17 protein-coding genes are annotated in these 19525 nt (G+C 71.3%); 9 read left to right on the top strand and 8 right to left on the bottom strand.

Features of this window, described 5'->3' with window-relative positions:
* Positions 1-2 precede the first annotated feature (2 nt).
* Positions 3-2639 carry a TonB-dependent receptor gene (locus tag ACX9TP_RS47650; RefSeq protein WP_482977391.1) on the bottom strand — a complete coding sequence of 879 codons (2637 nt, stop codon included), beginning with the start codon at positions 2637-2639 and terminating at the stop codon, positions 3-5.
* A 102-nt stretch (positions 2640-2741) separates the two neighbouring features.
* Positions 2742-3104 carry a hypothetical protein gene (locus tag ACX9TP_RS47645; protein WP_482977390.1) on the bottom strand — a complete coding sequence of 121 codons (363 nt, stop codon included), beginning with the start codon at positions 3102-3104 and terminating at the stop codon, positions 2742-2744.
* Positions 3105-3260: 156 nt separating this feature from the next.
* Here ACX9TP_RS47645 and mltA point away from each other — a divergent pair, with 156 nt between their 5' ends.
* The 3 genes from mltA (at position 3261) to ACX9TP_RS47630 (ending at position 6158) form a co-directional block, all read left to right on the top strand.
* Positions 3261-4472 carry a murein transglycosylase A gene (gene mltA / locus ACX9TP_RS47640; RefSeq protein WP_482977389.1) on the top strand — a complete coding sequence of 404 codons (1212 nt, stop codon included), beginning with the start codon at positions 3261-3263 and terminating at the stop codon, positions 4470-4472.
* Between the two features lie 231 nt (positions 4473-4703).
* Positions 4704-5783 (top strand): isopenicillin N synthase family oxygenase, encoded by a 1080-nt coding sequence (locus ACX9TP_RS47635; RefSeq protein ID WP_482977388.1) that lies wholly within the window; start codon positions 4704-4706, stop codon positions 5781-5783.
* A gap of 45 nt (positions 5784-5828) precedes the next feature.
* Positions 5829-6158, top strand: a complete 330-nt coding sequence (locus ACX9TP_RS47630; RefSeq protein ID WP_482977387.1) for a DUF2845 domain-containing protein — start codon at positions 5829-5831, stop codon at positions 6156-6158.
* Here the strand turns inward: ACX9TP_RS47630 and ACX9TP_RS47625 are convergent, their stop codons facing one another.
* Positions 6159-6827 (bottom strand): hypothetical protein, encoded by a 669-nt coding sequence (locus ACX9TP_RS47625; protein ID WP_482977386.1) that lies wholly within the window; start codon positions 6825-6827, stop codon positions 6159-6161.
* Positions 6817-8067, bottom strand: coding sequence for a SitA5 family polymorphic toxin (gene sitA5 / locus ACX9TP_RS47620; RefSeq protein WP_482977385.1), 1251 nt, complete (start codon positions 8065-8067; stop codon positions 6817-6819). Before sitA5 ends, ACX9TP_RS47625 begins: the two co-directional genes overlap by 11 nt.
* 148 nt (positions 8068-8215) lie before the next feature.
* On the opposite strand from sitA5, the gene ACX9TP_RS47615 reads away from it, so the two are divergent.
* The 4 genes from ACX9TP_RS47615 (at position 8216) to ACX9TP_RS47600 (ending at position 12715) form a co-directional block, all read left to right on the top strand.
* The gene (locus tag ACX9TP_RS47615) at positions 8216-8428 is read left to right on the top strand and encodes a hypothetical protein (protein WP_482977384.1); all 213 of its coding nucleotides are present in this window, start codon (positions 8216-8218) and stop codon (positions 8426-8428) included.
* Positions 8429-8580: 152 nt separating this feature from the next.
* Complete coding sequence (locus ACX9TP_RS47610; RefSeq protein ID WP_482977383.1) at positions 8581-11241, top strand: ADOP family duplicated permease; 2661 nt, start codon at positions 8581-8583, stop codon at positions 11239-11241.
* Positions 11242-11282: 41 nt separating this feature from the next.
* A complete protein-coding gene (locus tag ACX9TP_RS47605; protein WP_482977382.1) occupies positions 11283-11654 on the top strand; it encodes a PadR family transcriptional regulator in 372 nt (123 codons plus the stop codon).
* A 68-nt stretch (positions 11655-11722) separates the two neighbouring features.
* Entirely contained in the window at positions 11723-12715 is a 993-nt protein-coding gene (locus ACX9TP_RS47600; RefSeq protein ID WP_482977381.1) for a hypothetical protein, read from the top strand.
* A gap of 4 nt (positions 12716-12719) precedes the next feature.
* On the opposite strand, the gene ACX9TP_RS47595 is transcribed toward ACX9TP_RS47600, so the two are convergent.
* The 4 genes from ACX9TP_RS47595 to ACX9TP_RS47580 form a co-directional block, all read right to left on the bottom strand.
* The gene (locus ACX9TP_RS47595) at positions 12720-14288 is read right to left on the bottom strand and encodes a serine hydrolase domain-containing protein (RefSeq protein WP_482977380.1); all 1569 of its coding nucleotides are present in this window, start codon (positions 14286-14288) and stop codon (positions 12720-12722) included.
* 134 nt (positions 14289-14422) lie between these two features.
* The gene (locus ACX9TP_RS47590; protein WP_482977379.1) at positions 14423-15754 is read right to left on the bottom strand and encodes a DsbA family protein; all 1332 of its coding nucleotides are present in this window, start codon (positions 15752-15754) and stop codon (positions 14423-14425) included.
* Between the two features lie 107 nt (positions 15755-15861).
* A complete protein-coding gene (locus tag ACX9TP_RS47585) occupies positions 15862-16638 on the bottom strand; it encodes a hypothetical protein (RefSeq protein WP_482977378.1) in 777 nt (258 codons plus the stop codon).
* Positions 16635-17141, bottom strand: coding sequence for an RNA polymerase sigma factor (locus ACX9TP_RS47580; protein WP_482977377.1), 507 nt, complete (start codon positions 17139-17141; stop codon positions 16635-16637). The genes ACX9TP_RS47585 and ACX9TP_RS47580 overlap by 4 nt, the downstream gene beginning before the upstream one ends.
* Before the next feature lie 246 nt (positions 17142-17387).
* Between ACX9TP_RS47580 and ACX9TP_RS47575 the strand changes: the two genes are divergently transcribed.
* Positions 17388-18650 carry a hypothetical protein gene (locus ACX9TP_RS47575; RefSeq protein WP_482977376.1) on the top strand — a complete coding sequence of 421 codons (1263 nt, stop codon included), beginning with the start codon at positions 17388-17390 and terminating at the stop codon, positions 18648-18650.
* Complete coding sequence (locus ACX9TP_RS47570; protein ID WP_482977375.1) at positions 18647-19426, top strand: hypothetical protein; 780 nt, start codon at positions 18647-18649, stop codon at positions 19424-19426. The genes ACX9TP_RS47575 and ACX9TP_RS47570 overlap by 4 nt, the downstream gene beginning before the upstream one ends.
* Positions 19427-19525: the final 99 nt, after the last annotated feature.

Raw genomic sequence — 19525 nt, 5'->3', positions numbered from 1 at the left:
GGTCAGAAGCTCCCCTTCACGCCGAGGGTGGGCAGAATCACGGGCACGCCCACCGACGTCTTCTTCAGCCCCGTGGGCTGGCCGTAGCCGTACTCGAAGGTGAGGACCTCCTTGCGGGCGGTGATGTTGAAGACGTCCAGGTACGCCTCCAGCACGAAGCGGTCGAACACCCAGCTTCGCGAGGCGCGCACGTCCAGCCGGAAGAAGCCCGGCAGCCGGTCCACCGAGCCGCGGTCCACGGGCATCCACTCGGCGTTGCCGCCCGCGTCGACGCCCTCGCGCCGGGTGCGGTAGCCGAACTGGCCGCTCTCCGGACGGCCGGTGTTGAAGTGCGCCACCGCGCCCACCGTGGCGAAGGCGAAGCGGTAGCTGAGCGCGGCGTTGACCGAGTGCGCCTGCTCGAAGACGTAGGGCAGGTAGCCCTCCGCCAGCCCCAGCTCCTCGCCCTGCGTCCCCAGCCGCGAGTAGCGCTCGAAGCGCCGGCTCTGGTTGAAGCCGTAGGTGAGCCAGCCGAACCATTTGCGGCCGAGCGGCCGGCGCACCATCAGCTCCAGGCCGTAGGTGTGGCCGCGCCCCTGGACGTCCTCGGCCTCCAGGCCTCGGCGGCGCACATTGCTCACCACGTCCTCGAAGTTGAACTCCAGCGTGCGCACGAGCGGGTTGAAGTAGGCCTCGGCGGACAGCTCCCAGTCCTGCGACGGCCGCCACTCCGCGCCGGCGGACAGCTGCACCGCGCGCTGCAGGCCGCGCTCCAGCGCGAGCATCTCCCCCGCAGGGACGGGCAGCAGCACCGTGGCGGGCTGGTGGTAGAGGCCCGCGCCGGCCTTGAGGGTGAGCGCGTCGGTGAGCGCGTGCCGCACCGCGAGCCGGGGCTCCAGCGCGACGGACGTGTCGAGCCCGAAGCCGTGGTAGCTGTCCACGCGCAGCCCCGGCACCAGCGTCCACCGCGCGGTGGGGCGCCACGTGAGCTGCGTGCCCACGCCCGCGAAGGTGGCGAGGATGTCCGGCCGGCTGTACGCGTCGCGGCCGTCGACGGGGCCCACGGGACGGAAGAGGCCCGTGGCCACCAGGCTCGCGCTCCGGCGCTCGAGCTGGCCGAAGGCCTCGAAGGTGAGCGAGCGCGACAGCTCGCGCGTGAAGCCGGTGCGCAGCGTGACGCTGCCCTGCGTGAGCTCGTAGCTGCCGGGAGTGCCGCCGCTTTCGACGAAGTTGAGGCCCAGCCGGTCATACCCGAGCGTCAGCCCCACCTCCGCCTCGCCGCCCGCGAGCGGATGGCGGCCGCGCAGGTCCACGCGGTGGAAGAGCAGCCCCACGCCGCCGCTCTCATGCTCGGGCAGACGCGCGGTGATGCCCACCGCGTCCGACGAGCCCATGACGAGCAGCCGCAGCTGTCCCTCGGCGCCCACGCGCTGCTCCACGCGGGCCTGGTAGTCCCAGTAGTCCGCGTAGAGTTTGGGCTCGCCCCGGTCCTGGTACGGCGTGCCGTCCGGAGCGACGTACGTGTCCGGGGCGGTGATGCTGTTGGCCACGCGCGTGACGATGAGGCCGGTGTAGCTGATGCGCGCGGCGGCGGTGACGGTGGTGCCCGTCTCGGGGAAGGGCACCTCCAGGAAGGCGCCGCTGTTGATGATGTCCAGGTACGCGCTGCCGCGCACGCCGTCCTCGCGCGGGCGGCTGACGTGCGCATCCACCGCGCCGCCGAGCAGGCTGCCATACCGCGCCGAGGGCACTCCCACCTGGAAGTCGAGCGTGTCGATGAAGTCTGGATGGACGACGGCGTTGCCCACGAGCAGGTGGTAGAGGAAGGGCACGCGCACGCCGTCCACGAAGAAGGCGCTCGCGGCGGGCTGCACGCCGCGCACCACGGGGTAGGAGAGGCCCGAGGCCAGCGTCGTCACGCCGGGCATCAGCATGATGACGCGAAACGGGTCGCCCATGGTGCCGGGCACCTCGCGCAGCTCCTGGTCGTGGAGGGTGACGCGGGAGACCTCGGTGCGGGGCCTGTCCGCGCGCACCACCGTTTCATAGGGGTTCACCTCCAGCGGCTCCAGGCCGTAGAGGACCTCCAGGTGCTGGTGTGCCTCCAGCGTCTCGTCGACGTACAGCGGCTGGTGGCCCGGCGCGGAGACCTTGAGCCGCGTGGTGCCGGGGGGCATGTCCAGGCGGAAGAGGCCCTGGGTGTCCGTCTCCGCCGTGGCCTCTCCTGCCTGGACGGAGGCACCTGCAATCGGCTTGCGCGTGCCCTTCTGCCGCACGCGGCCGGTGATGAGGGCGCGCGGGGCCGGGGGCTCGAAGCGGTAGGAGTAGGGCAGGCGCACCGAGACGGGCGTGCCGTTGGAAGTGGCGGGGTGGAAGCGCAGGCGGTGGGCGGCCTCCAGGGCGGCCGTGGCCAGCTCGGGCGGCGCGTCACCGATGACGGTGGCGTCCGTGACGACGCCGGACGCGTCGAGCGTGAGCTCCAGTTGCACCACCACGGGGGCGGTGAGCGGGAAGCCCTCGGGCACGCGGGCGGGAGCGTCCTCGCGCAGGGTGGGCGGGACGAGGGGGGCCTCGTCCGGGCCGGACTGTGGGACTGCGAGCGCCGAAGCGGAGGAGATGCCGAGGGCGAGCGCGAGGAGGAAGGGTCTGAAACGCGTCATCGTCAGGAGCGGGGAAGGCGACTGTGTCTGACGCCCGTCCCCGATGTCCTGATCAAAATCTTCTCGGGCCCCGACCTCGTACGCGCGGTGAAGCGCGAAGGCTCAGGCGTGGCTGCTGCTGAGCCGCCGCGCGCAGAAGGCATCCACCGCGGTGGCCGCGAGGACGTTGCTCAGGGCGAAGCCGACACTGCCCTTCTTCGGGCTGTCCTGGAGGGTCTTGCCCAGGCCCACGAGGTCCAGGACATCTCCGGCCACGCGCGCCCAGACCCACGGCGCGGCCCGGGTCGGCGACATCAGGATGCCGACACCCACGGCGATTTCCCGCAAGCCGGAGATGCGCAGCAGCGCGGGGCGCGCCTCCCTCACCCCCAGGAAGCGGGCGAGCACACGAGGCACCACCAGCTCCGTCAGGCCCACGCCGATGCTGAGCCACCCGAGCCCCCGGGTCAGTTGCTGGATGTTCATCGAAGCCGTCCTCCGTCCAGGTGCGCCTGCCCGCTCTCCCGCGCGGGAGTCCCACCCGGGGAAGGTGGTCACGGAGGCAGGGCGGGGCGAGAGGGCTGCTCCCGGGCAGGCAGGCTGTGCAGTCGGTAGGGCAGGTGAGGTAGGTACGAGAGCTCCATGTCCACGTCGTTCGCCCGAGCCCTCCTGCTGGCGGCCTGTGCCCTGTTCGTCACGGCCTGTCCGCGCCCCACGCGCGCCCCGATTACCCGGCCCGAGGAGGCGCTCGTCCCCGTCTCCCGCGCGCTGGAGTTGCGTGACGACGGCGAGCCCGCGGCGCTCCGGGCCGCCATCGCGCAGAGCGTGCTGTGGCTGCGGATGCGGCCTGAGGTCGAGCGCTTCATCTACGGGGACCGCCGGGTCTCCGCTGGCATGCTCCGGGCCGCGCTGGAGCGCCTGCACTCGCGCATCCGCGACGGCATGTCCCCCGGGGAGCTGTCGGCGCGGGTGCTGGAGGAGTTCGAGCCGCTGGAGGCGGCCGGAGGCGAGGACGGCCAGGTGCTCTTCACCGGCTATTACGAGCCGACGCTCGACGCGAGCCTCACGCAGACGGCCGAGTACTCGGTGCCCATCTACGGGGTGCCCGCGGATTTGATTGAAGTCCCGCTGGAGGCGTTCGCGGAGCGCTTCGCGGCGGAGCGCGTCTTCGGGCGGCTCGACGGGCGGAAGGTGGTGCCCTACTGGACGCGCGGAGAGATTCGCAGCGGGGGGCTGGACGGCCGAGGGCTGGAGTTGGCGTGGGCGAAGGACCCGGTGGCGCTCTTCTTCCTGGAGGTACAGGGCAGCGGCCGGCTGCGGCTGCCGGACGGGAGCGAGCGACGCATCGGCTACGCGGCGTCGAACGGGCGGCCGTACCGGAGCATCGGCACGCTGCTCATCCAGGAGGGCACCATCCCCCGCGAGCAGATGTCGATGCAGGCGCTGCGCTCGTGGCTGGCGGCGAACCCGGAGCAGCGCGAGCGGGTGCTCGACTTCAACGAGTCGTATGTGTTCTTCCGCTACCTGAAGGGGTCCTCGGAGGGCTCACTGGGGAGGCCGGTGACGCCGGGGCGCTCCATCGCCACGGATGCGCGGCTGTTCCCCAAGGGGGGGCTGGCCTTCATCCAGACCGAGCACCCGGTGAAGCGGGCGGATGGGACGGTGGAGTGGAGACCGCTGACGCGCTTCGTGCTCAACCAGGACACGGGCGGCGCCATCCGTGGCGCGGGCCGCGTGGACGTCTACTGGGGCCCCGGTCCCGAGGCCGAGCTGGCCGCGGGGATGATGAAGCAGAAGGGGCGGCTGCTCTTCCTCGTGCCGCGCGGGGCGACGGTGATGCCGGTGGTGCGCTGACCTTCAGGGGGATGTGGATGGGCGTGGAGTGGGCGAGGTTGTCGCCGGCCGGTGGAATCGGGGACACACCCGGCGAGGGGGCGGGCAGGGGAGGGGGCCACGCGTAGGTGGCGGGCACACTCCGAAACCGGGCAGTATTGTCGTCGTCTCCAGAGGCCGGGGTGCCTGGGCACCCCCGGCCCGCGCGTGTGGCGCCGTGAGGGGACAGAGGCCTTCGGGATGAGCAGCGAAGTGGCTGAGACGAAAGACGGAGTGGTCCTCCTCGACTACGCGAAGCTCGCGGCGGGCGTGGACATGTCGGCCGCCATCGAGCGCGCCTATGGGCCGGACGGCATCGGCCTGCTGGTGGTCCGGGGCATCCCGGGGCTGGTGGAGCTGCGCAACGGCCTGCTGCCGCTGGGCTTCCGCTTCGCGGCGCTCCCCAATGAGGTGAAGGACAAGTACGTCCATCAGCGGAGCAGCTACTCGTTTGGCTGGAGCCACGGGAAGGAGCTGCTCAAGCCCGGCCAGTTCGATGAGTTCAAGGGCTCGTACTACAACAACCCCCAGTACGACGTGCCGCAGGCGGACGCGTCGCTGGTGGAGAAGTACCCGGAGAACTACCACCCGAACGTGTGGCCGGACGCGGACTTCCCGGCGCTGCGCCCCGCGTTCATGACGCTGGGCCAGCGGATGGTGGACGTGGGCGTGCTCGTCGCGGAGCAGTGCGACAGGTACGTGCGCTCGCGGCTGGGGGACAGGTTGTCTCCGGACGCGCAGCTGGCGAAGACGATTCGCGAGTCGCGCGCGTGCAAGGCGCGGCTGCTCTACTACTTCGCCATCAACGAGGACGCGACGCCGCGCACGCGCGACTCGTGGTGCGGCTGGCACAGCGACCACGGCTCGCTCACGGCGCTGTGCCCGGCGATGTACTTCGAGGCGGAGCCCGGAGCGCCCGAGCCGGCGAAGGCGGACATCCCGCTGCCGGACCCGGAGGCGGGGCTGTACGTGCGCACCCGCGGCGGCGAGGAGCGCAAGGTGGTCATCCCGAAGGACAGCCTGGCGTTCCAGATTGGCGAGAGCTCGCAGATTGTGACGGGCGGGCTGCTGCGGGCGACGCCGCACGCGGTGCAGGCGCTGGCGCATCCGGCGAGCCGGAACATCTCGCGCTCGACGTTCGCGGTGTTCATGCAGCCGGACAACGACGCGCACCTGCGGGCGCCGGAGGGCACGGACCCGAAGGAGCAGCGGGTAGGGGCGTTCAAGCCGGGGATGACCTTCGGCGACTTCGCCCGGGCGACGTTCGCGAAGTTCTACAATCCGTACGCGTGAATTTCTTCCGGGCTTCTTCGTCGGAGCCCGGACGGAGGAGGTCCGATGCGTACGCTCTTGCTGGCAGTGGCCGTGGCGGTGATGTGGGTCCCCGGCGTTGGACAGGCTGCCTCGATGCGCTGTGGCACGGGGCTGGTGTCGGACGGGGCGTCGAAGTCGGACGTGGTGGCGAAGTGCGGTGAGCCCGTGTCCCGGGAGTCCCGCACGGAGTCGGAAGAGGTGAAAACCCGGGATGGGGACACCTCGACGAAGCGCGTGGTGCAGAAGACGTTCGAGGAGTGGACGTACAACTTCGGGCCGAACCGCCTGATGCAGGTGGTGGTGTTCGAGAACGGCAAGCTCATCGAGGTGAAGAGCGCGGGGTATGGGCGGTAGCTACGGCTTCGGCGGTAGGAGGCCCAGCGGGTCCCAGACGTACTTCTCGATGGGGATGAGAGCCATGTGGCTCATGGCGTGTCGCTCGGCGAAGCGCTTGAAGCGCTCGGAGACGAGGACGACGCCCCACATGCCGCGGGGCCGGAATACGTCCTCCCCGTTCCAGGTGCCTTCCTCCAGGGCGAGGCCGTCGATGGCGTCCGGTCCGGCATAGCGGCACCAGGTGCACTCCGGGGGCTTCTTGCGAAGGATGCGGCTGCGCTCCAGGTCCAGGGCGGCGTGGCCGTAGGCGAGGGTGACGTAGAGATACTTCGGAGGCGGACCGGGCTTGGGGCCACGGCCTCTTCGGCGGACCCGTTTTATCTCGACGGGATGGAAGCCATTGAGGCCCGTGAGTCCCTCTGCCTTGAAGTCCTCGGCGAAGCGCTCGGTGATGAGGAGGCCGCTAGCCCCCGGCATGAGGTCTCCGAAGGCTGTGCCGTAGAGTTCCAGTTCCCCCTGGTATGGCGGCTCCCAGCTCAGTGCTCCGACGGTGTTTCCGCACTGAGGACAGCGCAGCGCGGGTCCGACATTCGCGATTGTGCCGTTGAATTCGGTGTCGTGCTCACCTTCACGCAGCTTTTGCAGGAGGAAGAAACGTGTCGGGTGCGAGGGAGCCTCAGATGCCATTGGGGAACCGCGCTCTCATTGCTGGGCGACTATAGAGCTGTCGCAAGAACGCCTCGAACTGCTGGGGTGTTGCGTTGTCGAAAGACTCAAGCCAAGCGATGACTTCCTCATCCACATCTCTGTGCCACTTCTGGTAGCCGTTGTGGGAAGCCTTGTTGGCGGCTCGCGTAACGAATCGTGGATCTCTCGCGGTGTAGAGACCGCGGAGTGTCGTATGCAGCTTGAGCTTTTCAGCTATCCGCTTGGAAATGACGTGATGCAGCTGTCCGCTCGGAGCTGATGCTGTCGGGCCTCCGCTCATGCCCTGGGCCACCATGGCGATTGCGGTGGCGGGTAGGGAGATGACGACGGTGCCTTCCATGACGGCGACCGCGGTCACCTGCCCCACGTTGGCCAGACTGATGCCCACCTGGGATGCGCCCATCGCCGCCGCCTCGGGGAAGCGAGGCAGCATCGACAGCCGCGAGGCCAGCAACGCGGCCCCTCCGGTCATGCCCTGAGTCACCACCACCGTCACCGCGAGGACGACGACGCGTGCCACCTGCGGGCCTACCCGGTTCGCGAAGCGCTGGCCGGCCTGCTCCAACTCCTGGGGCATGGTGGCCTTGTCAGTGGTCCGCTTCAGCTCCCGGCTCGCCTCCACCACTTCGAGGAAGGTCTCCAGCCCCAGGTAGATGAGCAGGAGCGCCGAGACGATGGCCGCTGCCTTGGTGAAGACGGGCTCGGGGTTGGCCGCCATGACGGCCCAGGTAACGAGGCCCGTCGAGATGACCGCGTAGAAGAGCTGGGGTGCCAGCGTGTGCTCCACGGCCCTGGCGATGCTCTCCTTCATGGGGGCGAGCGACAGGCCCAGGGCCACCCCCAGCTTGTCCCACTCGCTCAGGCCCATCGTGTCATCGAGGAGCGACAGGCAGTCGCCCCGGCGCTGGCCCGCCTTGCAGAGGCCTCCGAAGCTCCTGCCCATGAGGCGCTGCCACGCAGAGGCCCCGTCGTTGGCTGGGTAGGAGACGCGTTGCAGCCACCCCTGCTGGGAGGAGCGAAGCGTCATCGGTGCATTCAGCACCAGTCGCGTCAGTGCGTCCTCGAACGCGTCTGCGTCCACCCTCACGGCCTTGGCGGAAGTGGGCGGCCTGTACTCCAGTGGAGCTCCTTGGCCCGTGTCGAGACGCACGACGCGCGAGGTGGCGCACCCGGTCAACAGCGCCAGCAACAGGAACGCGATGCTCCAACGAGCTGCCATAAGAAGGACTCTGGAGTGAGGGGGCTCCCATCGTACGGGAAGACGATGCCGGCCTGAGCCGGCTGTCGGGATAGAAGGGCCGGGACCTCCTGGAACTGCGCAGGCGGCTGCTACCCACGGTGCCCGAAGCGATGCGCCCGCATCGCATGTGGAGCGCCAGCCCGAAATCGACCGGGTCCAGGCCGGCCAGACGCGCGCGGGGCAGATGGTGCTCAAGCCCCTCGGCGTGCTGCATGTGATGTTCACCCTGCTGGGCGCGGTGATGAAGCTCGCGGGCAAGAGGATGCAGGGCGCGGGCGGAGTCCCCGACGTCGAGCCGCGCTACCTCACGACGCTCACACGCGGAGGCTCAGCCGGATGATCCAGCAGAGGACCTCGGGCCTCTGAGGGGCCGGGCGTCGGCACGGACTCACCTGGCCTTCCTCCACGCACGGAAATCCCCCACGCAATCGTCCGTCGCTGGCTCCGTATTCTACATTGTAGTAACACCCCCGCCAGCAACACGAGGTTCACGTGCCGCCGTTGGAGCCGAGGAGTGGAGGCCCCGAGAAGGTCCCCCGACTGCCTCTGGCCCTGCTGCGGGCGTGGCTTCCGTATGCCGAGCGGGACGAGGTGATTGCCGAGCTCCGCGCCGAGTTCGCTTCCCGCGAGGCCCATGAGGGTCGCCGGGCCGCGAGCGGGTGGTTGTGGCGTCAGGTGCTCGGCTCGGTGCCGCCGCTGGTGCGGCGGACGTTCTTCCGCGGTTGGACCGGCTTCGAGCCGGCCTCCAGCCGCCTGCGCCCCGGAGGCCCCCCGATGGAGAGCTTCATCATGGACCTGCGCTACGCCGCCCGCCGGCTGCGCGCGCGTCCCAGCTATGCACTGCTGGCCATTCTCACCCTCGCCATCGGCGTTGGCGGGACGGCGGCGGCCTTCGGGCTCGTCCGGGGACTGCTCCTCACGCCGCTGCCGTACCCCAATGAAGAGCGGCTCGGCCTCTTCTGGTCCCCGGGTGACTGGTCCGAGCGCGAGTTCCTCCACCTGTCCTCCGACTGGTCCGGCTTCAGCGCCGTCGCCGCCTTCCGCACCAAGGAACTCCCGCTGCGCCGAGGCCCCCAGGCCTCGCCCGAGCTGGTGACGTCGGTCTCCACCACGGCCGGCCTCTTCGACGTGCTCGGCGTCCGCCCCGTGCTGGGGCGCGCCTTCGAGCCCGGCGAGGACCGTCCCGGCGCCGCGCCCGCGGTGGTCATCAGTGACGGGCTCTACGCGGACCTCGGTGGGCAGCCGTCGCTCATCGGCAACACGGTGGAGCTCGACGGGGCGACGCACACGGTGGTGGGCGTCATGCCCAAGGGCTTCTGGTTCCCGGACCCGACGGTGCGCGCCTGGGTGCTGGAGCCGCTCAACCCGGAGGATGGCTCCGGCAACTATGCGCTGGTGGGCCGCCGCGCTCCCGGGACGGACGGGCCCGCGGTGGACCTGGCGCTGAAGCGGTTCGGCGCGCGGCTCAAGGAGCGCTTCCAGTACCCGGCCGCCTGGGACAAGTCCCGCGCACCCGCGCTGACGCCGCTGCGCGAGCACCTGCTCGGACCGCTGCAGGCGCCGCTGCTCGCGACGCTCGCGGCCATGGCGGTGCTGCTGCTCATCGCCTGCGCCAACGTCGCCGCGCTGATGCTCGGACAGGTGGACAGCCGCGCCACCGAGCTCGCCGTCCGCATGGCGCTCGGCGCGGACAGCCGTCGGATGACGCAGCAGTTGCTCGCGGAGGCGCTCCTGCTGGGGCTCGCCGCCGCGGGTGTTGGCGCCGTCATCGCGGCCCAGGGCTTCCGGCTGCTCACCGACGCGCTGCCGCTCGGGCCCCTGGCACCGCGCGGCTCGCTGGACTGGGGCGTGTTCTTCGCGGCGCTCGTGCTGGCGCTCGTCGCGGCCTTCGCGGTGGCGCTGCTGCCGGCGCGCTCGCTGCGCAAGTCGGACCCGCAGCGCGCGCTCTCGAAGTCGCGCACGGGAGGCGTGGGCGCGCGTGGTGGGCGGACGGAAGGCGCGCTGGTGGTGGGGCAGGTGGCGCTCGCGGTGCTGCTGACGGCGGGGGCCGCGCTGCTGGTCCGCTCGGTGACGAACCTGCGCGCCATCGACTCGGGCGTGGACACCGGCCGCGTGGCGGTGCTGGACGTGGTGATGGAGGGCAACGTCGCTCGCGAGGCCCGGCCTCGGGTGATGGCGGACCTGGAGGCCTCGCTCGCCACGCTCCCCGGCGTGCGCTCGGTGGGCGCCACGCAGAAGCTGCCGCTGCGCGGCGCGGGTGAGGACTGGGGGCTCGAAATCGAGGGCAAGCCGGACCTGCCCCGCACCACCACCTTCGTGCGCCTGGTGTCCCCCGGCTACTTCGAGGCCATTGGCATCCAACTGCTCGACGGGCGGCTGCTGCTCGAGAGCGACCGGGCGGACACCGAGCGCGCCGTGGTCATCAACCGCGCGCTCGCGAAGAAGTACTTCCCGGGGGAGAACCCCATCGGCCAGCGCATCGACACGGGGCTCGAGGGGCTGGAGCGCATCGTCGGCGTGGTAGAGGACGTGGCGGAGGCTGGCCTCACCGACGGCTCCGTGCCCGCGCGCTACATGCTCCACGCGCAGGTGGCGGGCATGATGATGACGCGGCAGACGCTGGTGCTGCGCGCGCAGCCGGGGCAGGACCCCGCGGCGCTGGTGGATGCCGCCCGGAAGCAGATTGCCGCCACCTCGCCCTCCGTGGCCGTGCAGCGCGGCTCCACGCTGGAGGCCGTGTTCGCCCAGGCCATCGGTCCCGCGCGGCAGGTGATGTCCGTGCTCACGTTCCTCACGGTGCTCGCGGTGGTGCTGGGCGCGGTGGGGGTGTACGGCGTCACGTCGCACTTCGTCCGGCGGCGGCAGCGGGACTTGGGCATCTGCATCGCGCTCGGGCTGCGTCCGTCGCGCGTGGTGGCGCAGGTGGTGGGGCGGGGTGGGGCGCTGGTGCTGCTCGGGAGCGTGATTGGCACCATCGCGGCGCTGGCCCTGGCGCGGCTGCTCTCTTCGTTCCTGTATGGAGTGAGCGCGGTGGACCCGCTGTCGCTCGCGGGTGCCACGCTGGGGTTGCTGGCGGTGGGGGTCGGCGCGGCGCTGCTGCCCGCCTGGCGCGCCAGCCGGCTGGACCCCGCCGTCGTGTTCCGCGAGGGATAGAGTCCCCCCGTTTCAAGCTGTCGTTTCGAGAGGAGCAGCCCGTGTCGCCCGCTTCCAGTCCGACGTCCGACGCACCCCTCGGCACCTTCGAGGAGCAGGTGCTGCTCGCCGTGGTCCGCACCGCGCGGGACCCCGACACGGGGGGCGCCTACGGAATGGCCGTGCGCCGGGAGCTGGAGGTGGTGGCCGGACGTGAGGTGGCGATTGGCGCGGTGTACGCCACGCTGGACCGGCTCGAAGCGAAGGGGCTGGTGGCGTCCGAGCGGGGTGACAGCAGCGCCCGGCGGGTGTTCGCCGTCACGCCCCGGGGCGCCCGTGCGCTGGTGGACACGCGCGAGATGCGAGAGCGGCTGTGGAGCGGCGTGGACCTGGTGCCGCTGCTGGCGGGTGGAGTGAGACGGCGGGCCACCTGACCTGTGTCAGTGGACGTCCGCGCGCCGCCTGGGTTGACTTGGTGTTTTAGTGACACTAAGTATGCGGAATGAGCGCTCCGCCTCCCGTCTGCCTGCTCCGCCGTGAGTACGAACCCGCTGCCCTGCTCGCCGCGCACCCTCCCGTGCTCCGGCATTCGCACAAGAAGCTGCTGTTCGAGCTGACGTGTCCTCCTGGTGCCACCCACGAGGGGCGCGTCGTGCTGACCCGGTGGCGGGCCCTGTCGCTGCCCGCGACGGTGGAGCTCGCGCCCACCGAGGTTCTCGCGGTGCCCGGCACCTACGACTACAGCGGGGACGACGCCGGCGTCTGGCATGTGAATTTCGCCGACCCGCAGCTCTTCATCGGCTACGGCTCCGCGCTGCTGGCCCAGGATGAGACGCAGGCCGCTGAACACCCGGTGCTCGGCTCCCTGCGCGAGGCGCTGCTCGATGAGGGCCTCCCGGCGACGACGGAGTCCCATGACGAGGCGACGCCCGTCCTCGTCTCCGGTGCCGAGCGTCGGTGCGCCATCTCGACCGAGCCGGACCGCGCTGCTGGACGGCCCCTCGGCCTCTACGGCAACCGGTTCGCCGCGGCGCCCGCCAGCATCATCCGCGATGCGGTGCGCGTGCTGCGTCCTCCCACCCGGACGAACCTCATCGCCATCGCCGCGCCCGCGGGCGGACGTGGGCTGTACTTCCGCCACCAGTTGGAGCGGATTCTCACCACCGCGTACACCGGCTTCCGCGCCGCGGTGGCCGAGTCCCATCGTCAGTGGCCCGGGACGCCCGTCGAGGTCCGCACCGGCTTCTGGGGCTGCGGCGCCTTCGGCGGCAACCGTCAGGCGATGACGCTGCTCCAGTTGCTCGCGGCGCGGCTCGCGGGCGTCGACCGCCTGCGCTTCTACGCTTTCGACGACGCGGGCCAGGCCGACTTCCGCAAGGGCGCCGCGGACTTCGAGCGGGTCCTCGCGGCCGGCACTCCGGGCGAAGCGCTCGCGGAGCTCATCGAGCGCATCGGGGACCTCGACTACGCGTGGGGCGTGAGCGACGGGAACTGAGCGCTCACGGCTTCGCGCCCAGCTTCTCCAGCACCTTCACGGCGTTGGTGTTCTTCGGGTCCAGCTCGAGCGACTTCTTGTAGTGGGTGATGGCCTCCGTATTCTGGCCCGCCTTCAGGTAGCACTCACCGAGGCTGTCATAGGCATTCGAGTCCTCGGGGTAGAGCTCGATGTTCGCTTTGAACACCTTCAGCGCGTCGGCGCTCTGGCCCTCGCCGAGCAGCCGGTAGCCGAGGTTGTTCAGGTCCCCGGGCGTCAGCTTGCCGGACGTGCCCTCTCGCTTCATGGACCGGTACCAGGCGAGCGCCGCATCCGTTCCCTTGAGCCGCGCGAACAGGTCCAGCTGGATGAAGAAACCCTCCGGGCGGGGGACATACGACTTCCAGCCGTACTCGGCGGCCACGCTGGTGGCGATACGCTCTATCAGCAGCCCGCCGCTGTCCGAGTTGGTCATGATGGCGACCCCGCTGCCCGAGTCGGCGAACGCAATCAGGGCGCACTGGAAGCCCTCGTTCGAGCCGCCGTGCCCGAAGCGGTCCTTGTCGCCCTCCAGCTGGAACCCCAGTCCGAAGGCCTCCGACTGCTTCGTGAGCATCTGCTTCGCCATCGCCTGGGACAGCACGCGCGTGGACTTTCCCGCCCGCGCCTTCGACACCTCGATGGCGATGCGTCCCAGGTCGGACGGCGTCGTCCACAGGCCCGCGGCCGCCATCTCCGGGTAGACGTGCCACCGTCCCTCGACGCTCTCTCCGCTGAAGCGCGTCCCGGCGGCGGCCATCGGCGCGAGGGCCGCGGGCAGGGGCTGCTCGTACGTGCTGTTCTTCAAGCCGAGCGGCGCCAGCACCGTCTCCCGCATGATTTGCGGAAACGGCTTCTTCAGCTGGTTCACCAGCATCAACTGCACGAGCGTGGTGCCGCCGCCGCTGTAGCGCGTCTTCGTCCCGGGGACGATGTCCACCCGCACCGGGGCGGTGTTCGCGGGCTTCGCTCCGTCGAGAATCTGCTCCACCGTCGGCAGCGGGTCGGTGACCGCGTAGCCGGGGAAGCCGTGCACCGTGGTGCCCGCGCTGTGGCTGAGCAGGCGTCGCAGCGTCACCTTCTCCGTCTTCGTGAAGTCATTCTCCGGGAGCTTCCAGGCGCCCAGCGCGTCGTTGATGTTCGCGTCGAGCGACCACTTCCTGGCCTCGGCGTGGTGCAGCGCCGCGAGGGCCGTCACCGGCTTGCTGATGGAGGCGGCCTGGAAGAGCGTGTCGGGCGTGACGGGGTCCGCGCCGCCGGCCTGCTTCACGCCATAGCCCTTGGCCCAGACGAGCGCGTTCTTCTCGAACACGGCGACGCTGACGCCGGGAATCTTGTACAGCTCCATCCAGCGCTCGAGCGGCATGCGCATGGGCTGCTCGCCGGGGAGCGTGACGGTGGGCAGGCCCGCCTCCACCCGCGCGATGCGAGCCGCCTCGGATGGGCGGGCCAGCCACTCGGTGGTGGGCTTTCGGGTGTCGGCCCCGGTGAGCAGGGCAACCCCCGTGAATCCAGTGAGGGCAACCAGGGCGAGTCGTTGAAGCGGTGGGCGCATGTCGTTCTCCGGAGGTAGCGGCTCCTACGCCCGCCCCTCGCATCGATTGCATCCCACGGTGTGCGCTGGAAATACAACCGCCGGGCCCCCCTCGCGAGGAGCCCGGCGGAGTGAGCTGTTTTTCGGAGCAGGGCCTACCGCGCCGCCACGCCGGACTTCTTCAGCTCCTCGTCGATGATGCGACGGAACTGGTCGATGGGCAGCGCACCCACCAGCGGGCGGCCATTGATGAAGAACGTGGGCGTCCCTTGCGCGCCCACGCGCGTGCCCTCGCTCATGTCCGCCGTCAGCTGGCTGTCGAACTTCCCGGAGTCCAGCGCCGCCTTGAAGCGCGCTTCATTGAGACCGAGCTGCTTCGCGTAGGCCTCCAGCGAGGCCCGGTCCAGCTGCCGCTGGTTCGCGAAGAGGATGTCGTGGAACTCCCAGAACTTGCCCTGCTCGTGCGCGGCCAGGGACGCGGCGGCGGCCAGCTTCGCGTTCCGGTGCATGGGCAGCGGCTGGTGCTTGAAGGCCACGCGCAGCTTCCCGGCGTACTCCTCCTCCAGCGCCTTCATCGTCGGCACCGCGCGGGCGCAGAACGGGCACTCGAAGTCGGAGAAGGCCACCAGCGTCACCGGCGCGTTCGCCGGGCCGCGCGCGGGCGCGTTGCCCACCTCCACCTTCTGCACCGGCAGCTCCTGCGGCGCGGCCGCCGGCTGCGAGGGCGGCCGGTCCACGCCCTTCTCCAGGACGCGCGCGTACACCTCCGCCGGGCGCACGCCGCCCTTCACCAGCGCCTCCGCCTTGCCCAGCTCCTCGTCCACCACGCCCGTGAAGACCTCCAGCGGCTGCGCGCCGTTGATGAAGCGGCCGTTCACGAAGAAGGCCGGCGTCCCGGTGGCGCCCACCTGCCGCGCCAGCGCCTCGTCCTTGCGGATGCGCTCGGCCAGCCGCGCGTCACCCATGTCCTTCTTCCAGCGTTCCACGTCCAGGCCCAGCCCCTGGGCGTAGCGCTCCAAATCCCCCTCGCCCAGCGCGCGCGCGTTGGAGAAGAGCGTGTCGTGCATCTCCCAGAACTTCCCCTGCTCGCCGGCCGCGAGCGTCGCCAGCGCCGCGGGACGGGCGCGCGAGTGGTTGGGCAGCGGGTGGTGCTTCATCACCACGCGCAGCCTCTTCCCGTACTTCGCCTGGAGCTGCTTCACCGTCCCGTGCGCGCGCGAGCAGAAGGGGCACTCGTAGTCGGAGAACTCCACCAGCGTGACGAGCGCGTCCTCGGGCCCGGCCGCAATCGAGCCGTCCAGCGGCACCTTGTAGACGGTGGGCGAAATCGGAGGACGCTGCCGGGCCGCCGGAGCCTTCGCCGCCGCCGGAGCCCCGCGCGCCTCGACGGCGCCAGCGGACGCGTCAGCGGGACGGCCGACCCGGCCCCCCATGAAACCCAGCACGAGCCCCACTGCGAGGCTCACCCACACGGACGGCTTGGACACGGCGCGACTCCTCGGGAAGAGACACCGGGCTTCCTGGAGGGAGCCCGGTCCCCGCGTAGTGACGCGAGCCCGTCCGGAGTTTCAGCGCCGATTTTCGAAACCGCCCGTCAGCGCGGTGTGAGCGTCACCCGCGTCTCACCCAGCGGCTGTCCCCGGGCGTCGGTGAAGCGCGCGCGCACCTCCAGCGCACCACTGAGCCACCCCTCCTGCACCGGCGTACTGAAGGGCAGGATGACGTCCACCCCCGGGGCCACGTCCGCCGCCGGGCCTTCGCTGGGAAAGAAGCGCAGTGGCTCACCGGAAGGGGACGGCGCTTCGATGGTCAGCCGCGCCGCCTGGGGCGCCGTGTAGCTGAACTGTACCGAGCCCCCTTCCGCGCACGCCAGCGTGCCACCGGGCCGCGCCTCGCCGCGCACCTGCCCGTCCGCGCCGATGCAGAAGGCCCGCACACCCCACGCCGCGCCCGGCTGCCCCGAGCGCGCCTGCCACTCGGAGTCCTTCGTGTCATCAGCCTGCCGCGGGCTCACCACCAGGAGCGCGAGCGCCGCGCTCGCCGCGAGGCCCAGTGGCACGCCCATCCAGGGACGAAAAAAGGAGAAGCGCTCCGCGGGCGGCGTGGCACGCACGGGCGCCTTCACCGGAGCGGCGGCCGTGCGCTCCCCGAGCCGTGAGAACAGCGCCTGCTCCAGCAGGGCCTGGCGGGCTTCGGGCAGCGCGCGCTTCTCCAGCGACGACTCCACGCGCGCGAGCCTGTCGTACGCCTCGCGGCAGCCCGGGCAGGTGGCCGCGTGGGCGCGCAGCCAGGTGAAGCCCTCCGCGTCCAGCTCGCCACGGAAGAGTGCCTCCAGGGCCCGCTTCGCCTTCGTGTCCGCGCACACCCTCATGAATCGCCTCGCCGTCTGAAGAAGCTCCAGCCCCGGGTCTCCAGTCCTTCCAGGTAGCCGCGCGCCTGGAGGAAGCCGAGCAGCCGCGTCTTGATGCCGTGCTCCCGCCGCCGCACCTGGATGCGGGTGAGCCCCATCTGGCTGGCCGCCGTCTCCTGCGCCAGTCCCTCTCCGAAGCGCAGCTCGAACAGGCGCCGCTCCTCCGCGGAGAGTCCTTCCTTGAAGCCCGCCACCAACGCCTCCACCTCCCGGTCCTCCAGCAGCTGTGCCAGCCCGCCGCCGTCTTCCGGTACCTCGCCCTGCGCCTCGAAGGGCTCCAGGCCCACCGCTACCTCGCGGTTGCGCGACTGCTCCAGCAGCACGTTGCGGGCGATGCCCATGAGGAAGTGGGAGTACGGCCGCGTGCCGTCGTAGGCCGCACGCGCCCGGGGCTCGAAGGCCCGGGCGAAGGTCTCCAGGATGAGGTTCTCCAGCTCCATGGCACCCTTCAGGTGGGAGAACACGCCTCCTCGCCAGGCAGCCGCCCTCAGCATGCGAGCGAGCCCCTCCGCGTTCGCGCGGTACACGGCTGCAAGGGCCTCCGGGACACCCTCCCGGAAGCGCCGCAATGTCTGGTCATCCCACTCCATCCCTCACCGGCTTACCGCGCTGTGCGGCTGCCGTCATCTTGTGTTGACGCGAGGGGGCCCGAGTGGATTGCGCAAGTGGACTCGTGGCAGCCTCCAGTGTCGCGCCACCCATCCAACCGAATGAGACTTCTCCTTCGCGCACCTCTTACGGCCCTGTGGGTCGCGCTGCTCTTCTCGGCCTCCGCCCGAGCCGCGTCCACCGACGGCGCCTATGCCGTCATCGTCGCGCACAACGGCGGGCTGGACCGGACCCAGGCCCCCCTGCGCTACGCGGATGATGACGGCGCGCGCTATTACGAATTGCTGGCCCCGCGCGTGCGCGAGGCGGTGCTGCTGAGCGTCCTGGACGACGAGACGCAGGTGCTCCACCCGGGGCTGGCGGCCCGGACGCGTCCGCCCACCCGCGCGGCCCTGAAGGAGTCCCTCGCGCGGCTCAACGCGCGGATGGCGGCGGACCGGGCCCGGGGTGAGAGTCCGGTTCTGTACTTCGTCTTCACCGGCCACGGGAAGCGGGGCGCCGCGGGCGAGGGGACGGTGAGCCTGCTGGACGGCCCCTTCACGCGCACGGACCTTTTCCAGGGCGTGCTCGCGCCCAGCAAGGCGTCGTTCGTCCACCTCATCGTGGACGCGTGTGACTCGTACTACTTCGTGCACTCGCGCGGCGCGCTGCCGGTGGGGCCCGCGCACACGGAGGCGGTGAAGGGCCTGCTGGCCACGCGCGAGCTGGACCGCTACCCGCAGGTGGGCGTGGTGCTGTCCACGTCGACAGAGCAGGAGAGCCACGAGTGGAGCGCCATCCGCTCGGGGGTGTTCAGCCACCTGGTGCGCTCGGCGCTCACCGGCGCGGCGGACGTCAACGCGGACGGGCGCGTGGAGTACTCGGAGCTGCACGCCTTCGTCGCGGCCGCGAGCCAGGGCACGGAGGACGTGCGCGGCCGGCTCGCGGCGTTCGTCCGGCCTCCCGCGCTGGACCGCTCGGCGGTGCTGTCGGACCTGAGCACGCAGGCGACGCTGAGCTACCTGCTGGTGCCTCCGGGCATGGAGGGGCGGCTGTGGGTGGAGGACGCCCGGGGCCTGCGCGTGGCGGAGTTCAACAAGGAGCGCGAGCGCTCGGTGGTGCTGGCGCTGCCTCCGGGCCGCGGCTACTTCCTGCGCACGCACGGTCGTGAAGCGGCGTTCACCTTCGCGAAGCCGGGTGCCGTGGTGGACGCGGGCGGGCTGGGGTGGCACGAGACGGCCTTCGCCGCGCGCGGGGCGTTGCAGGACGCGCTGCGCGACAGGCTCTTCTCGGTGCCCTTCGGCTCGCGCTTCTACCGGGGCTACGTGGCGAACCTCGAGCTGCCGCCGGTGGCGCCCGACGAAGGGCCGGACCTGTCGCCATGAGCGCCCTGTCCGTCGCGCTGCTCCTCTCGCTGTCGCTCGCGCAGTCGGCGGTGGAGTGCGAGGGGCAGAGGGTGGTGCTCATCCCCTTCGACCGGGTGGCGCTGGCGCGCGAGGAGGCACGCGGGCTGGAGGAGGCCGTGCGCCGCGCGGTGGGCTCCTCGCCCGGGGTGTGCCTGGAGTCGCGCGCCGACACGGTGGCTCGGCTGCGCACGCTGGGCCCGGGTGCGACGGCGTGCGAGGGCGCGGCATGCCTGGGCGCGCGGAGCGTGGCGCCGGGCGCGGCGTGGCTGGTGCGCGGCGTGGCGCTGGGCGTGGGGGGCTCGCGCAGCGTGGTGCTCACGCTGGAGGACTCGAAGGACTGGGAGGCGCGGGAGGTGTTCCAGCTGCCCGCGGCGAAGGCGGAGTCCGGCGAGGCCGAGGCCCGGGCCCGTCAGGCGTTCCAGGTGCTGTGGGCGGGGCGTCCCTCGCAGGCCGGTGTGGCCGGGACGTCGGCGAGCGTGGCGCGTCCGACGCGCGTGTGGCCCAAGGTGCTGCTGGCGGCGGGAGGCGCGGCGCTCGCGGCGGGCGTGGGCTTCGGCGTGGCCTCGCGCCGGGCGGAGTCGCGCCTGTCGGCGGGGAACGCGGGCTGCTCGGGTGACGGCGAGGCCTTCCGCGCGTGTCTCGATGACCGGCTGCGCGCTGGCCGCAAGCAGGCGACGACGGCCAACGTGCTGCTGGGGACGGGCGCGCTGCTGGGCGCGGGAGGGGCATTCTTCCTGGTCTGGGAGCTGCCATGAGGCGCGTGCTTCCTCGTCGGGCCGCGCCGGGACACGGGACGGCGCTGCGCCTTCCGGTGTGCGGGGTGACAGGCGGGGACCGTCCGCGGTGCGGGAGGT

The sequence above is a fragment of the Pyxidicoccus sp. M15 genome (assembly GCF_056858435.1).
This window is presented reverse-complemented; position numbering and strand designations above follow the sequence as displayed.

Coding starts and splice junctions, on each gene's coding strand:
- ACX9TP_RS47650 (WP_482977391.1), bottom strand. CDS start 2,639: ATGACGCGTTTCAGACCCTTCCTCCTCGCGCTCGCCCTCGGCATCTCC.
- ACX9TP_RS47645 (WP_482977390.1), bottom strand. CDS start 3,104: ATGAACATCCAGCAACTGACCCGGGGGCTCGGGTGGCTCAGCATCGGC.
- mltA (WP_482977389.1), top strand. CDS start 3,261: ATGTCCACGTCGTTCGCCCGAGCCCTCCTGCTGGCGGCCTGTGCCCTG.
- ACX9TP_RS47630 (WP_482977387.1), top strand. CDS start 5,829: ATGCGTACGCTCTTGCTGGCAGTGGCCGTGGCGGTGATGTGGGTCCCC.
- ACX9TP_RS47625 (WP_482977386.1), bottom strand. CDS start 6,827: ATGGCATCTGAGGCTCCCTCGCACCCGACACGTTTCTTCCTCCTGCAA.
- sitA5 (WP_482977385.1), bottom strand. CDS start 8,067: ATGGCAGCTCGTTGGAGCATCGCGTTCCTGTTGCTGGCGCTGTTGACC.
- ACX9TP_RS47600 (WP_482977381.1), top strand. CDS start 11,723: ATGAGCGCTCCGCCTCCCGTCTGCCTGCTCCGCCGTGAGTACGAACCC.
- ACX9TP_RS47595 (WP_482977380.1), bottom strand. CDS start 14,288: ATGCGCCCACCGCTTCAACGACTCGCCCTGGTTGCCCTCACTGGATTC.
- ACX9TP_RS47585 (WP_482977378.1), bottom strand. CDS start 16,638: ATGAGGGTGTGCGCGGACACGAAGGCGAAGCGGGCCCTGGAGGCACTC.
- ACX9TP_RS47575 (WP_482977376.1), top strand. CDS start 17,388: ATGAGACTTCTCCTTCGCGCACCTCTTACGGCCCTGTGGGTCGCGCTG.
- ACX9TP_RS47570 (WP_482977375.1), top strand. CDS start 18,647: ATGAGCGCCCTGTCCGTCGCGCTGCTCCTCTCGCTGTCGCTCGCGCAG.